Below are 15595 nucleotides of genomic sequence, written 5' to 3'. Positions count from 1 at the left end.
CGTGGGGAACCGCCTGGAGGTCTGCCACGACGGGCAGTGAGTGCGCCGGGAGACGGGACGTGCGGCGCGGGGGGCCCCGGACCGGCTCGCGGTGGTGGCCGTGGGAGGCGGAGGGAGGCATTGCCGCTTCCGCTCCCCCGGCCCCGTGTCGGCGAAACGGGCGTGAAGGCCCGCCGTTCCACCGGCGAGTGAAAGCAACGGCCCCGCGGCGCACGCTCCGAGGCCGGTCCCGCAGCGCGCAGCGGACAAGGACTGACGCGTGCGCGAAGTATTGACACTCGTGTTTCAAGGGCTCTACGTTCCTGGTCACTTGAGAGCGCTCTCACGACGTCCCTACGTCATGACTTCGAGGTGCCGCCCATGCCGTCCCCCCACTCCCGCCCCTCCCCCCACCGCAGACCGGCCGCCGCTCTGGTGCTGGTCGCCTCGCTCGCCGCCTTCGGTCTCGGTCCTGCCGCGACTCCGGCAGCTGCCGCCAACGTGCCGATAGGTTCCGGCAGTTACTCCGACACCCGTCCGGCAGGAACATCCGGGCCGACGACCAACACCGGCGCCCCCGTGACTCCGAAGGTCACCCCGGCCGCGAAGGGCCGGCCGGTCCCCACCAACGACTGGTGGTCCTCGCTGGCCTTCCAGCGGTACGGAGACAATCCGTACTCCACGCCGATGTACGGGCACCCGCTCACCTACCAGGCCACCGCCGCCGGCCTGGACGTCGGGTACCCCACCACACCGGCGGTCGTCGGAGAGGGCCGCCAGTACGAGTACGCGCACAAGCGCGACCTCACCATCGGTCTGGCCGGCCTCAACTCCCCCGATACGAAGGCCGACTCCTGGTCCGACTGGACCGTCACCCCGTACTGGTCGGACGGCACCCGCACCCTGCGCACCACCATCGGCCACGGCCTGCCCTTCGTGTACGCCAAGGGTTCGGGCGGCAACGCGCAGATCACGACCGCCGGCGCCCCGACGGTCTTCGCGGACCAGGGCAACGTCCTGGGAATCACGGTCGGTGGCCACCACTACGCCCTGTTCGCGCCCAGCGGCAGCGACTGGACCGTTTCGGGCTCCACGGTCAGCGCCGGTCTGGGCGGCAAGGACTACTTCTCCCTGGCCGTTCTCCCGTCGGCCGATGCGCTCGCCATGTTCAAGAAGTACGCGTACAGCTTCGTCACCGGGTCCAAGGCGACCTGGTCCTCCGCCGCGGGGGCGGTGAAGGCGACCTACACCCTCACCACCCAGGCGCAGGAGGGCAGCGAGACCGGAACGCTCCAGGCGCTCTACCGCCACCAGTGGCTGCACACGTCCGACCCGCTGACCTCCTCCACCTATGTGTCGCCGCGCGGCACGATGAAGGTGCGCGAGGGTACGGCCTTCACCACCACCCAGAAGTCGTCGGCCGTCCTGCCCGCCCTGCCCAAGTCCTCGGGCGTCGACCGGGCCCGCCTGAAGACGTACCTCGACGAAGTGGTGAACGCGGCCGACCCGTTCTCGGGAGCCACCGACACGTACTGGACGGGCAAGGCGCTCGGCAGGCTCGCACAGCTCGTGCCGGTCGCCGAACAGATCGGGGAGGACGCCACCCGTGACAAGCTCCTCGGCCTGCTCAAGGGCCGGCTCCAGGAGTGGTTCACCGCCGGTGGCCCGAGCGAGTTCTCGTACGACAGGGAGTGGAAGACCCTGACCGGCTATCCCGCGTCGTACGGCAGCGACACGGAGCTCAACGACCACCACTTCCACTACAGCTACTACGTCTACGCGGCGGCGGTCGTGGCCCAGTACGACCAGGCATGGGCAGCCGACTCGGCGTGGGGCGGCATGGTGAAGACCCTCGTCAAGGACGCGGCCAACCCCGCCCGCGACGACTCGGCCTTCCCCTTCCTGCGCGGCTTCGACGTGTACGCGGGCCACAGCTGGGCGTCCGGCCACCAGGGATTCGCCGCGGGCAACAACCAGGAGTCCTCGTCGGAGTCGACGAACCTCAGCGCGGCCCTGGTGCTGTGGGGATCCGCTACGGGCAACAGTGAACTCCGCGACCTGGGATCCTACTTGCTGACCACCGAGTCGGAAGCGATCGCCCAGTACTGGTTCGACTCCGATCAGCAGGTGTTCCCGTCCGGGTTCGGCCACGACACGGCCGGGATGGTGTGGGGCAGCGGAGCGGCGTACGCGACGTGGTGGACGGCTAACCCCGAGGAGATCCACGGCATCAATGTCCTGCCCGTCACCGGCGGTTCGCTCCACCTGGCCGGGTACAAGCCCGCGATCCGGCGCAATCTCACCGAACTGGTGCGGGAGAACGGCGGCCCGGCGGTCGAATGGCGGGACATTCTCTGGGAGTTCGAGTCGCTCGCCGACCCGGCCGCCGCCAAGGCCAAGTGGGATGCCGGCCACGCCGGTTACACGCCGGAGCAAGGTGAGTCCAAGGCGCACACGTACCACTGGATCACCACCCTGGACACGCTCGGCGCACCGGACACCACCGTGACGGGCGACATCCCGACCTCGGCCGTCTTCACCAAGGGATCGGTACGCACCTACGCGGCGCACAATTTCAGCGCCGCACCCCGCACGGTCACCTTCTCCGACGGTGCCAGGCTGAGCGTCCCGGCCCGCTCCACGGCGACGGGCACCGGAACGGGCGGCGGCCCTGACCCCGACCCGGATCCGCCCACGGGCAACGTGTTCCAGCTCCGTACGGGCGGCACCCTCACCACGGCGGCCGGCGCCACCCCTGGCAGCGACACCCTTGCCCCGGCGGACGGCGCGAACCACGACGGCACGCCGTACCGGCCGCTGGTGTACGAGGCGAAGCAGGTCAACGGCACGCTCTCGGCGGGCAGGCCGACCGCCTTCCGGCTCCAGCTCGACGCGGGGACCGCGGTCGGCCTGGGCCAGCAGGCGCGGGTGAGCTACGACCTGACGGGGGACGGCACGTTCGAAAGGGTGGAGACCTACCGGTATTTCGCGACCGATCCGGTGGCGGGCTGGGAGGCGTACAGCGAGGCCAGTGGCCTCAAGTCGGCGACGGGCTCCCTGGGGAACCTGAGGGGCGGGACGGTGCGGCTGGAGGTGTGGTCGGCGATCGGCAACGCGCCGGCGAAGCTCAGGACCGGGTCGGCCGATTCGACACTGACGATCCCCTTCGGCTGACCCACCCGGCGGGGCAGGGAGACCGGTGACCACCGGCGGGGCTCGCGGGCCCCGCCGGCGGTTACGCCGAAGCCCTCCGCACCAGCTCGGTGGGCGTGATCACCGATTCCGGCACCACCGCCCTGGAGCCCCCGTCGGCAAGCATCCGCATCAGCAGGCGCACCATCAACCTGCCCATTTCCTCGACATCCTGACGGACCGTCGTCAACGCTGGTTCGGTCCGCTCGACCACTGAGGCCATGTCGTCGAAGCCGACCACGGCGACGTCCTGCGGAACCCTCAGTCCCCGCTCGCGCAGCGTCCGCAGCGCCCCCGAGGCCATCAGGTCGTTGGCGGCGAACACCGCGTCCAGGCCGGGGCACCGGTCGAGCAGTTCGGCTGTCGCCCGGGCTCCGCTCTCCTCGGTGAACGCTCCTTCGGCGACCAGCTCGGGCCCCGTCACCAGCAGTGCGTCGCGGTAACCGTCGAGCCGGTCCACGGCGGACGTCTGGTCGAGCGGGCCCGCGATGTGCGCGATGGTGTGCCTTCCGAGGGAGACGAGGTGGCGCACCGCGTCGCGTGCGCCGCCCCGGTTGTCGCAGTCGACGTACGGCAGCCCCAGGCCCGGCGAAGTGGTCTGCTTTCCCGGCCTGCCGCCGTACACGCACGGCACCTTGACCCGGCTGATGGTCGCGGGGAGCTGGTCGTCGTGGTGCAGGGAGAAGGCGAGCGCCCCGTCGACGTGCCCGCCTCCCAGGTAGCGGGCGATCCGCTGGTCGTCCTCGGGCCCCTCCACCCACAGCAGGACGAGCTGGGAGTCGTATGCCGTCAACTCGCGGCTGATGCCGCGTAGTTGGCGTCCGAAGAACGGGTCGGAGAAGATCCTGAACTCAGGTTCGGCGATGATCACCGCGACCGCCCCGTTCCGCCGGGTGACCAGAGTGCGGGCCGCGTGGTTGGGGACGTATCCCAGCTCCTCGACGGCCTTCAGCACCTTTTCCACCAGCGCCGGCCGGACACCGTTGCCGCCGTTCACGACACGGGAGACGGTGGCCCGGGAGACACCGGACCGGGCCGCGACCGCTTCCAGTGTGGGGCGGGCCGCACCCGTCCCAGGAGTCTGCTCGGGCAAGGGGCGCTCCTCGTCTGCGGCTTGCTGGTGCCGGGACAGGTTACCGGGCCCGATCTGCGGCTGAGAGTGCTCACAAGCGCAGCATTCCACGGGCGTTGCGGGTTACGGAGGAGCGGGACGGGTTTCCGCGGGGATCTTGACCTCTCACCTTCTCCGACGTAATTTCGGAGCGACCCTGCGCCGTGTGGAGTGGAAAGGAGGCGAAGTCGGGTGTCGATTCTCTCCGACCTGCATCGCCTCGCCCGCCGGGCGGCCTGGATTCCCGGCCGTGTGGCCCACGGCTGCTGACGCAGCTCCCCCGTCGGCGTGTCCCCCTGGTGGGCCCCGGCACCTCTTCCTCTCCTGCACCGCCTTCGGCACAGTACGCGCCGCGTCGCACGCTGCCCCGCGCCCCTGACCCTGGGGCCGTACCACCGAAGGCCGTGACATCGAAGCGGCGCAGTCGCAGGTCGTGACATCGACAGCGGTGTGGTTGAAGGCCGTGCCCTCGAGGGCCGTCCCGTGGACAGCCGCGCCACCGCAAGAGAAAGCTCCTTGAACGGTCATCTTGACAAGGCGACCGACCATGTCCGAAATAGAGGTTTTGTCATGGTAAGCGCACGGATTACGGTCAACGGGAAAGAAACCCCCCTAGCACCTGACGCACCGCACACCACCGTGCTCGACTTCCTGCGCGTGCGGGGTCTCACCGGCACCAAGGAGGGCTGCGCGGAAGGTGAATGCGGCGCCTGTTCTGTGCTGGTGGCCCGCCCCGGCGTGGCCGGGCCCACCGACTGGGTGGCGGTCAACGCCTGCCTCGTACCGGCCGCGGCACTCGACGGCCAGGAGGTCGTCACCGCCGAGGGCCTCGCCACCGTCGGCGAAGCCGGTACGGCGCCCGTACTGCACCCCGTTCAGGCGGAGATGGCGGTCCGTGGGGGTTCCCAGTGCGGCTACTGCACACCGGGGTTCATCTGCAGCATGGCGGCGGAGTACTACCGGCCCGACCGCTGCGCGCACGGCGGACCGGCGGAGGGCACCGGCCCCGAGCACGGTCCGAACGGCTTCGATCTGCACTCCTTGAGCGGAAACCTGTGCCGCTGTACGGGCTACCGGCCCATCCGCGACGCCGCCTATGCGGTCGGCGCGCCCGCCGAGGACGACCCGCTCGCCCAGCGCCGCGAGCAGGCCCCGCCGGAGCCGGTCGCCACCGAGTACACCCGGGGCGACCGTACGTTCCTGCGCCCGGCCACCCTCGACGCAGCTCTCCGGCTTCTGCGCGAGCGCCCCGACGCGGTCCTGGTCGCAGGGAGCACCGATCACGGCGTCGAGGTCAACATCCGCTCCCGCCGGGACACGTGTGTCGTCGCCATCGACCGGCTGCCCGAACTCCGCGAGCTGCGCGTGGAGTCCGATCACGTCGAGATCGGTGCGGCTCTCACGCTCACCGAGATCGAGCGCCGCCTCGCCGGCGGTGTGCCGCTGCTGGCGGAGCTGTTCCCGCAGTTCGCCTCCCGGCTCATCCGCAACAGCGCGACCCTCGGTGGCAACCTCGGTACGGGCTCCCCCATCGGCGACAGCCCGCCGGTGCTGCTCGCGCTGGACGCCTCGCTGGTGCTCACCAGTGCGGACGGCGAGCGCGTGGTCCCGCTGGCCGACTACTTCACCGGGTACCGGCAGAGCGTGCGCCGCTCCGACGAGCTGATCCGCGCGGTGCGCGTCCCGACGCCTCTGTCGCAGGTCACGGCCTTCCACAAGATCGCCAAGCGGCGCTTCGACGACATCTCCAGTGTCGCGGTCGCCTTCGCGCTCGACATCGAGGGCGGCATCGTCCGCAAGGCCCGTATCGGTCTGGGCGGCGTGGCGGCCACCCCGATCCGCTCGCTGGCCACCGAGGCGGCCCTGGAGGGCAAGCCCTGGACCACGGAGAGCGTCGAGGCCGCGGCCCGCGTCCTGCGCGGCGAGGGCACGCCGATGAGCGACCACCGGGCCAGCGCCCTCTACCGTTCCGCCATGCTCGGCACGAGCCTGCGGAAGCTGTACGCACAGACCACCGAGGCGGTTTCGTCATGAGCCATCTGTCCGAGCGGCCCGAAAAGCCCGTCGTCGGCGTCACGATGCCGCACGAGAGCGCCTACCAGCACGTCACCGGCACCGCGCTCTACACCGACGACCTGGTGTACCGCACCAAGGACGTCCTGCACGCCCACCCGGTCCAGGTGATGAAGGCCCACGGCCGTATCACCGCCCTGCGCACCGAGCCCGCGCTCGCCGTGCCCGGCGTGGTCCGCGTCCTGACCGGCGCCGACGTGCCCGGCGTCAACGACGCCGGCATGAAGCACGACGAACCGCTCTTCCCCGACGAGGTCATGTTCTACGGCCACGCTGTCGCATGGGTGCTGGGCGAGACCCTGGAGGCGGCCCGCCTGGGCGCGGCGGCCGTCGAGGTCGAGCTCGACGAGAAGCCCGCGATCGTCACCGTGGCGGAGGCCATCGAGGCCGAGAGCTTCCACGGTGCCCGGCCGCTGATGGAAACCGGTGACCTCGACGCCGGTTTCGCCGACTCCGCGCACGTGTTCTCCGGCGAGTTCACCTTCGCCGGGCAGGAGCACTTCTACCTGGAGACGCACGCGGCGCTCGCCCTGGTCGACGAGGGCGGCCAGCTGTTCATCCAGTCCAGCACCCAGCACCCCTCCGAGACGCAGGAGATCGTCTCGCACGTGCTCGGCGTCCCGGCTCACGAGATCACCGTGCAGTGCCTGCGGATGGGCGGCGGCTTCGGCGGCAAGGAGATGCAGCCGCACGGGTTCGCGGCCGTCGCTGCGCTCGGTGCCAAGCTGACGGGCCGCCCGGTCCGCTTCCGGCTCAACCGCACACAGGACCTCACCATGTCCGGCAAGCGGCACGGCTTCCACGCCTCGTGGAAGGTCGGCTTCGACGCGGACGGCCGCATCCAGGCCCTCGACGCCATGCTGACCGCCGACGGCGGCTGGAGCCTGGACCTCTCCGAGCCGGTGCTGGCCCGCGCGCTGTGCCACATCGACAACACGTACTGGATCCCCCACGCGCGTGTCGCAGGGCGCATCGCGAAGACCAACACCGTCTCGAACACGGCCTTCCGCGGCTTCGGCGGCCCCCAGGGCATGCTGGTGATCGAGGACATCCTCGGCCGCGTCGCCCCTCTGCTCGGCCTGGATCCGATCGAGCTGCGGCAGCGCAACTTCTACCGGCCCGGCCAGGGTCAGACAACGCCCTACGGGCAGCCGGTCACGCAGGCCGGCCGGATCTCCGCCGTCTGGGAGCAGGTGAAGGAGAACGCCCGCCTCGCCGACCGCACGCGCGAGATCGTCGCGTTCAACGCCGCGCACCCGCACACCAAGCGGGCCCTGGCGCTGACCGGCGTCAAGTTCGGCATCTCCTTCAACCTCACCGCCTTCAACCAGGGCGGCGCGCTGGTACTGATCTACAAGGACGGCTCCGTCCTGATCAACCACGGCGGCACCGAGATGGGCCAGGGCCTGCACACCAAGATGATGCAGGTGGCCGCGACGACCCTGGGCATCCCGCTGCACAAGGTACGGCTCGCCCCCACGCGTACGGACAAGGTGCCCAACACGTCCGCCACGGCGGCCAGTGCGGGCGCCGACCTCAACGGCGGGGCGGTCAAGAACGCCTGCGAGCAGCTGCGCGAACGGCTGCACCAGGTGGCCGGCACCCAGCTCGGCGGCAACGCCTCCGACGTGCGCATCGTCGAGGGCGTCGCCCGGGTCCTGGGCAGCGACAGGGAGCTGCCCTGGGACGACCTGGTGCGCACCGCGTACTTCCAGCGGGTCCAGCTCTCGGCGGCCGGTTTCTACCGGACCGAGGGCCTGCACTGGGACGCCAAGGGTTTCCGCGGCACGCCGTTCAAGTACTTCTCCCACGGGGCCGCCGCCACCGAGGTCGAGGTGGACGGCTTCACCGGCGCGTACCGGATCCGTCGCGTGGACATCGTGCACGACGTCGGCGACAGCCTCTCCCCGATGATCGACATCGGTCAGGTCGAAGGCGGGTTCGTGCAGGGCGCGGGCTGGCTGACGCTGGAGGACCTGCGCTGGGACACCGGTGAGGGCCCGCACAGGGGCAGGCTCCAGACGCAGGCGGCGAGCACGTACAAGCTGCCGAGCTTCTCGGAGATGCCCGAGGAGTTCCACGTCACGCTGATGGAGAACGCCACCGAGGAGGGTGCGGTGTACGGCTCCAAGGCCGTCGGGGAGCCCCCGCTGATGCTGGCGTTCTCGGTGCGCGAGGCGCTGCGGCAGGCGGCTGCCGCGTTCGGGCCCGCCGGGACCAGTGTGGAACTCGCCTCACCGGCCACTCCCGAAGCCGTGTACTGGGCCGTCGAGTCGGCCCGCGAGGGCACCGGGCAGGGCACCGGAACCGGCCTCGCCACCGGCACCGGCGCGCTCAGCAATGCCTGAGATGACCTGGGTGGCCGCGGTCGCGCGGTTGCGGGAGCGCCGGGAGCCCGGCGTGCTCGTGACCGTCGCGGCCGTGCGCGGCCACGCGCCCCGCAAGGCCGGCGCCAAGCTCGTGGTGGGGCGGTCCGGGACGTGGGGTTCCATCGGCGGCGGCAATGTGGAGGCGGTCGCGATCGACCGTGCCCGCGAACTGATCGCCGCGCCCGGCCCCGAGCCGGAGCTGATGGAGTTCGCGCTGAACGACAAGGTGTCGGGGCCGCACGGTGTGCAGTGCTGCGGCGGAGCCGTCTCCGTACTGCTCGAACCGCTGCCGGTGGTCCCGGCGGTGGCGGTCTTCGGCGTCGGGCACGTCGGGCTGGAGCTGGCCCGCATCCTGGCCCGGCACGATCTCGATCTGCACCTGGTCGACACCCGCCCCGAGATGCTCGCCGAGGACCGGCTGTCCGTCCTGTCGGACGCGGTCGCGCAGGTCCACGCCCATCACGTGCCCCTCCTGCCGGAGGAGGTGCTCGCGGAGCTGGCGCCCGGCACCCACGTCCTGATCATGACCCACGACCACGCCGAGGACGCCGCGCTGTGCGACGCCGCCCTGCGCACCCCGGGCCTCGGCTCGATCGGTCTGATCGGCTCCGCCGCCAAATGGGCCCGGTTCCGCAGACGCCTCGCCACCGAGGGCGGCCATGACGACGCCGCCATCGGCCGGATCACGTCGCCCATCGGGCTGCCCGGCATCAGCGGCAAGGAGCCCGCGACGATCGCGGTGGGCGTCGCGGCCGATCTGCTCCGGGCCTTCGAGGAGGGCACCGGCGGCTGAGCGCACCCCCGGGGCGCCCGCCCGCCGCATGCGCTGGGGATGCTCACGGCGTTCAGTGGGCGTGCTCCGGAGGGTGGTGCGGCTCGTAACCCGGGATCGTGCCGTCCGGCTTGGCCACCAGGAAGAGGCCGGCCATGCCCATGTCGGAGTGGCTCTGGACGTGGCAGTGGTACATCCAGGCACCCGCCCCGACGTGTTCGCCCGCGATGATCTGGAAGCCGAAGGAGTCGGCCGGGCCGGTGATCTTGTTGTCGACGACGCGGCTGGGGTCGTCGGGGCCGGTCAGCAGACCGGTTCTGTTGTCGGCCCAGCGGTGACCGTGCATGTGGAACGTGTGGTAGTACTCGCCGTGGGTGATCATGACGATCTCCACGCGGTCGCCCACCGTGGCCGCGAAGTCGGGGCTCTGGTGACCGGGCTTGTTGTTGATGGTCATGTCGTTGAAGACGATGGTGAAGGTCTTGTCGGGGAGGATGTCGCCCTTGCGGCGCACGATCACGCCGCCGTAGAGGCCCTTGCGGATGCCGCCCGTGCCGTGGTCCGTGCCGACGACATGGTCGTGGTAGTGCCAGTAGCCGGCGCTGCCGGAGCGCCAGGTGCCGTCCTTGCGGCGGCCGGGGGTGTGGGTGCGCCAGGTGTACGTGCGGGTCGCGCCGGGCTCGACGTGGCTCCTGCTGAGCTTGGTGCCATCGCTGGTGATCTCGTAGTCCACGCCGTGCACATGGAGGCTGACAGGAACGTCCAGGGTGTTCTCGAACTCGATGTGGGCGGTGTCGCCCTCGATCAGCTCGATCAGCGGCCCGGGTACGGAGGCCCTGCCCTTCTCGAAGCCGTAGCCCAGCTGTCCGTCGGGCAGCTTCTCGGCGTACATCTTCAGCCGGTGGATGCGGCCGCCGGCCGGTGCGGTGTCCGGCGGGCTGTCGGCCGAGGGGGCGGCCACTGCCCGGGGTGCGGGTTCCGTCGTGAACGACAACGATGTCGCCCCGGTCGCGGCCACCGCACCGCCCGCCAGGAGGCGCCGGTTGAAGCTCCGTCTGTCCATGCCGAACTCCCCAACGTGGTAAGGAGATTGACGGCCACACCGTAGCCGGACGAGCCGAGTTCATCCACACTGAGGACAAAGTTCGCGGTATTTAGGTCATACCCCTTGGCGGGTGACCGGAAGAGGTCTAGCTTCATCGGCTGTTCCTGTGACCACTGAGGGATGGGTGAACACATGCATCGCACACCACATCACCGGTCAAGACGCCGACGCGGTCTCGTCGCCGCCCTGACGGCCGGAGTTGTCGCATCCGGCCTGCTCGGCGGTACCGACGCCGCCGCCCGGCCGGATCCCGGCCCCCCGCCCCCGACAACGTTGTCCCTCCCCGCGCTGCCGTCTCCGCCCGGCGGCGCGAACGTCCGGGTGCTCGTCTTCCACGGCTCCGCGGGCGCCGACGAACCGCCGACCGTCAACGCCGGCATCGAGGCCATCGAGAAGATCGGCCAGTCCGGCCCCGCCGCCCAGCGCTTCCGCGTGGAGGCCACCGACGACGCGACCGTCTTCACCACCGCCAGGCTCGGCAGGTTCAACGCCGTCGTCTTCCTGACCGGTGGCGGCGACGTGCTGGACCCCGCCCAGGAGGCGGGCCTCGAGGCGTACATGGAGGCGGGCGGCGGCTTCCTCGGCATCCACGACGCGGCGCGCACCGAACCGTACTCCGACTGGTTCGCCGGCCTGATCGGCGCCCGGCCCGCCCCGGGCGGCGCCACGGCCGTGCAGCGTGCGACCGTGGAAGTGGGCGACCGGCAGCACCCGGCGACCAAGGACCTGCCGCTCCAGTGGAAGCGGCCGGACAAGTGGCTGAACTGGGCGAAGAACCCGTCCGGCGAGGTGCACACCGTGGCACGCGTGCGGGAGGCCACGTACAGGCCGGGATCGGGTGCCAACGGGTGGGACCACCCGGTCTCCTGGTGCCGTGACTACGACGGCGGCCGCTCCTTCTACACCGGCATGGGCGGCACCGCGGAGTCCTTCCAGGAGACGGACTTCCGTGACCATCTGCGCGGTGCCCTCCAGTGGACGACGCGCCTGGCGCGCGCCGACTGCAAGGCGAGCATCAACGCACACTACAAGGCGGAACGGGTCACCGCGCCCAACCAACCCGGTCGGTCCGACCAGATCGGCGAACCGCACGGGCTGGTGACCGCGCAGGACGGCCGGGTCCTCTACATCGGCCGGGGCGGCGCCGACAGCAATGCGCCCGTCGTCACCGACTGGAACAACCCGGACATCGGCAAGGGCCAGGGACAGCTCCACGTCTACGACCCGAAGACCGGGAAGGTGACGCTCGCGGGCGCGCTGACGGTCTTCGGCAACAAGGGCGGCGGCGACGAACTGGTCAAGAACGAGGAGGGCCTCCTCGGCGTCGAGACAGACCCCGACTTCCTCACCAACGGGTGGGTGTACCTGCACTACACACCCCACTCGCAGATCAACCGGGACACACACATGGCCGAGCGCCGCGTCTCCCGTTTCACCCTCGACCTCGCCACCGACAAGCTGGACCTGGCCTCCGAGAAGGTCCTGCTCAAGTGGCCGGTGCAGATCCACAGTTGCTGCCACGCGGGCGGCGGCCTGGCCTGGGACTCGAAGCAGAACCTGTACATCGCGACCGGCGACAACAACTCGTCCGGGTTCAGCGGAGGTTACTCGGGCAACAACCCCGAGCCGAACTTCAAGGGCGTGTCCTTCGCGGACGCCCGCCGCACCGCAGGCAACACCAACAACCTCAACGGCAAGATCCTGCGCATCCACCCCGAGGACGACGGGACGTACACGCTGCCCGCGGGCAACCTCTTCACCGGCGACGAGCCGGACGAGGGGGGCGGAAAGACGCGCGGCGAGATCTACGTGATGGGCGTGCGCAACCCGGCGCGGATCGCCGTCGACCCGCGGACCGACATCCTGTACGCCGGGTGGGTCGGCCCCGACGCCGGGGCGCCGAGCACCACGTGGGGCCCGGCGAAGTACGACACGTTCGCCGCGATCACCAAGCCCGGCAATCACGGCTGGCCGTACTGCATGGGCAACAACCAGCCCTACCGTGACCGCAATCTGCCGGACCCGGCCAAGCCGCTCGGCTGGTACGACTGCAAGGCCCCGAAGAACGAGTCACCGCACAACGACGGCCTGGTGAACCTGCCGCCCGTCACGCCCAACACCATCTGGTACTCGCCGCAGGGAGGCGGCGTGGACTATCCGCGCGACGCGAACGGCGTGCCCAGCTACCGGCAGGAGGAGCAGAAGCTGCTGCTGCCGTGGCTCAAGGGCGGCGGCCAGGCCACGATGAACGGTCCTGTCTACCGGTACGACGCGGCGAGCGGCAGCAAGGACAAGTGGCCCGCGTACTGGGACGGCAAGTGGTTCGTCGGCGACTTCTACGACGGCGACCAGCCCCGGCACGCGGTGCTGACCGACCCGAAGACGGTGGGCAACGGCGGGCTGCCCACGCACGCCGAGTCCCTGAAGAAGATCATCCCGGTGGGCGCGGACGGCATCCGCAACCTCATGGACTGGAAGTTCGCGCCGGACGGCTCGCTCTACGTCCTGGACTACGGGCGCGGCTTCTTCACCTCGGACGCCAAGTCGGCGCTGTGGCGCGTGACGTACAAGGGAGGCGAGCCGACCCCGGCCGCCGGGGACCTGGCCAGGAAGACGGAGTAGGCGATGAAACCGAAACGGAGAACTCCTCAGCTGTGGGCGGTGCTCGCGGCCGCCCTGCTGATGGTCCTGGGGCTGACGTCGACGGCGGCGTACGGACGTGCGGACGACAGGGCGGGGGCAGGTCCGGCTGCCGCGCCCGTCCAGACGCTCACCTGGACCGCCGGCGACCCGATCGACCGCTATCTGTCGTTCCCGAGGACGGCGGTGGCGGGCGAGACGACGATCGTCTTCGAGAACAGCACGGCGACGGGGAACACGACCGGGATGCCGCACACCCTGACCTTCGGCGTGTCCGACCCCGAGTACAACAGCGACGTGCAGCTGAACATCCTCGCCAACCCCACCGACGACCGGGGCGGCAAGCACACCGCCACGGTCACTCTCACCCCTGGCCGGTACTTCTACCACTGCACCATCCCCGGCCACGGTGCGATGCAGGGCGTCCTGACCGTGACCGACCCGGGCGGCGAGGACACCACTGCGCCGGAGACCTCGGCGAAGGTGGAGGGCGAGAAGAACGCCGACGGCGCGTACATCGGGCACGCGTCGGTGACCGTCGCTGCCACCGACGCGGGCTCGGGCGTCGCCAGGACCGAGTACGCGCTCGGCGCGGACGGCGCCTGGACGGCGTACACCGCGCCGGTCATGGTCCGCCAGGTCGGCACGCACATCCTCCGCTACCGGGCCACCGACAACGCGGGCAACACCTCCGCCGAGAAGACCGTCGTCTTCACGGTCGTCGCCCCGCCGACGGACGACACGACCCCGCCGGAGACCTCGGCGACGGTCAGCGGTGAGAAGAACGCCGAAGGCCAGTACCTGGGCATGGCGACGGTCACGGTGACCGCATCCGACACCGGCTCGGGGGTCAACACCATCGAGTACGCGGTCGGGGCGGGTGGCGCCTGGACGGCGTACGCGGGTCCCGTCATGGTCCACGGGGCCGGCACGTACACGGTCCGCTACCGGGCCACCGACCGGGCGGGGAACGTCGCCGCCGAGAAGGCCGTCGACTTCGTGGTCGTCGCCCCGCCGACCCAGGACAAGACCCCGCCGGAGACCACCGCGACGGTGACCGGCGACAAGAACGCCGACGGCGCGTACCTCACCAGCGCCAAGGTGACATTGACCGCGACGGACGCGGGCGGGTCGGGCGTCGACAAGGTCGAGTACTCGCTCGACGGCGGCCCCTATCTGGCGTACACCACGCCGGTGATCATCGACAGAGTGGGCCGGCACACCGTCGACCACCGCGCCACCGACAAGGCGGGCAACACCTCCGTGGCCACCGAGGTGGTGCTGACGGTGGCAGAGGGCGGCGGTGTCCCCGCGCCGAACTGCCCCGAGCACGACGAGCGGCTGACGGTCGTCGTCGGCACGGTCGACTCCGGCGTACCCAACCGCGTCACCCGCAGCCGCTGCACCGTCAACGAGCTGATCGAGGACGAACGGCAGTGGACCTCCCACGCCCTCTTCCTCAAGCACGTCGACAACGTCCTCGACAAGCTGCTGACCGACGGTGTCATCGACGCCCGCGAGCACCGCAGGATCTACCGTGCGGCCAGGGAGTCCGGCATCGGCAAACCGGGCCAGACGGCCGGCTACCGCGACCTGTTCGACGGTACGCAGTCCTCCTTCGCCAAGTGGCAGCAGGTGGGCGGCGGTTCCTTCGGCCTGAACGCGGACGGCTCGATGACCAGCTCGGCCACGACGCCGGGCATGGGCATGCTGTGGTTCCCCGAGCGCAAGTACGAGAACTTCTCGCTCAAACTGCGGTGGCGCGACGACGCACCGGGCACGGGCAACGCCAACGCCGGTGTCTTCGTGCGCTTCCCGCAGGTCTACGACCACCCGGAGGAGCCGCGTCCCGAGTGGGTCGCCATCAAGTACGGGCATGAGGTGCAGATCCTCGACCGCCCGGACGGCGACATGTACAAGACGGGCTCGGTCTACGGCTTCGACCGCGTGGGTCTGGGCGGCGCGGGCGTCACCCCCAAGGGCACCTGGAACGACTACGAGATCCGGGTGGAGGGCCAGCACTACTCGGTTTTCCGCAACGGTGTTCTGATCAACGAGTTCGACAACAACGGCGGGCAGGACTTCTCCCCGCCGCGCGCCGACGACCCGGGGACGGACGGCCGGCGGTACGCCTCCGGCTACATCGGCCTCCAGGTGCACGGGACCACCGATGTGATCTCGTACCGCGACATCCGCATCAAGCAGCTGTAGGCGGGAGGAAACGACCCTCTCGGGCTCCCGGCGGGTGGGGGGGGGGGGGCCGGCCGGGGCCGCCCCGCCCCCCCCGGGAGTGTCAGAAACCAAAGGAAACCCCCCGGGGGCCAGAGCAGGCCCGGGGGGGGGGGCGCCCGCGC

8 protein-coding genes are annotated in these 15595 nt (G+C 70.6%); 6 read left to right on the top strand and 2 right to left on the bottom strand.

What is annotated here, in order from left to right:
- The first annotated feature begins 360 nt into the window (after nt 1–360).
- A complete protein-coding gene (locus ACFWVV_RS25105; protein ID WP_384354181.1) occupies nt 361–3153 on the top strand; it encodes a glycosyl hydrolase in 2793 nt (930 codons plus the stop codon).
- 61 nt (nt 3154–3214) lie between these two features.
- On the opposite strand, the gene ACFWVV_RS25100 is transcribed toward ACFWVV_RS25105, so the two are convergent.
- Nucleotides 3215–4264 carry a LacI family DNA-binding transcriptional regulator gene (locus ACFWVV_RS25100; protein WP_384354179.1) on the bottom strand — a complete coding sequence of 350 codons (1050 nt, stop codon included), beginning with the start codon at nt 4262–4264 and terminating at the stop codon, nt 3215–3217.
- A 588-nt stretch (nt 4265–4852) separates the two neighbouring features.
- On the opposite strand from ACFWVV_RS25100, the gene ACFWVV_RS25095 reads away from it, so the two are divergent.
- From ACFWVV_RS25095 to xdhC, 3 genes are read left to right on the top strand one after another with little or no spacing between them, the layout of a single operon-like run.
- Nucleotides 4853–6316 carry a xanthine dehydrogenase small subunit gene (locus ACFWVV_RS25095; protein WP_384354177.1) on the top strand — a complete coding sequence of 488 codons (1464 nt, stop codon included), beginning with the start codon at nt 4853–4855 and terminating at the stop codon, nt 6314–6316.
- Nucleotides 6313–8703 (top strand): xanthine dehydrogenase molybdopterin binding subunit, encoded by a 2391-nt coding sequence (gene xdhB / locus ACFWVV_RS25090; RefSeq protein WP_384354175.1) that lies wholly within the window; start codon nt 6313–6315, stop codon nt 8701–8703. Before ACFWVV_RS25095 ends, xdhB begins: the two co-directional genes overlap by 4 nt.
- Nucleotide 8704: 1 nt before the next feature.
- Nucleotides 8705–9517 carry a xanthine dehydrogenase accessory protein XdhC gene (gene xdhC / locus ACFWVV_RS25085; RefSeq protein ID WP_384354173.1) on the top strand — a complete coding sequence of 271 codons (813 nt, stop codon included), beginning with the start codon at nt 8705–8707 and terminating at the stop codon, nt 9515–9517.
- Nucleotides 9518–9569: 52 nt separating this feature from the next.
- Here xdhC and ACFWVV_RS25080 read toward each other — a convergent pair whose 3' ends face one another.
- Nucleotides 9570–10559: a multicopper oxidase domain-containing protein gene (locus ACFWVV_RS25080; RefSeq protein WP_384354171.1), complete on the bottom strand. Its 990-nt coding sequence runs from the start codon at nt 10557–10559 to the stop codon at nt 9570–9572.
- Between the two features lie 174 nt (nt 10560–10733).
- Between ACFWVV_RS25080 and ACFWVV_RS25075 the strand changes: the two genes are divergently transcribed.
- A complete protein-coding gene (locus tag ACFWVV_RS25075) occupies nt 10734–13223 on the top strand; it encodes a ThuA domain-containing protein (RefSeq protein WP_384354169.1) in 2490 nt (829 codons plus the stop codon).
- 3 nt (nt 13224–13226) lie between these two features.
- Nucleotides 13227–15452 carry an OmpL47-type beta-barrel domain-containing protein gene (locus ACFWVV_RS25070; protein ID WP_384354167.1) on the top strand — a complete coding sequence of 742 codons (2226 nt, stop codon included), beginning with the start codon at nt 13227–13229 and terminating at the stop codon, nt 15450–15452.
- Nucleotides 15453–15595: the final 143 nt, after the last annotated feature.

The sequence above is a fragment of the Streptomyces sp. NPDC058663 genome (genome assembly GCF_042716745.1).
Lineage (GTDB): Bacteria > Actinomycetota > Actinomycetes > Streptomycetales > Streptomycetaceae > Streptomyces.
The sequence above is the reverse complement of the archived record's forward strand: the minus strand, read 5'-3'. Positions and strand labels throughout refer to the sequence as shown.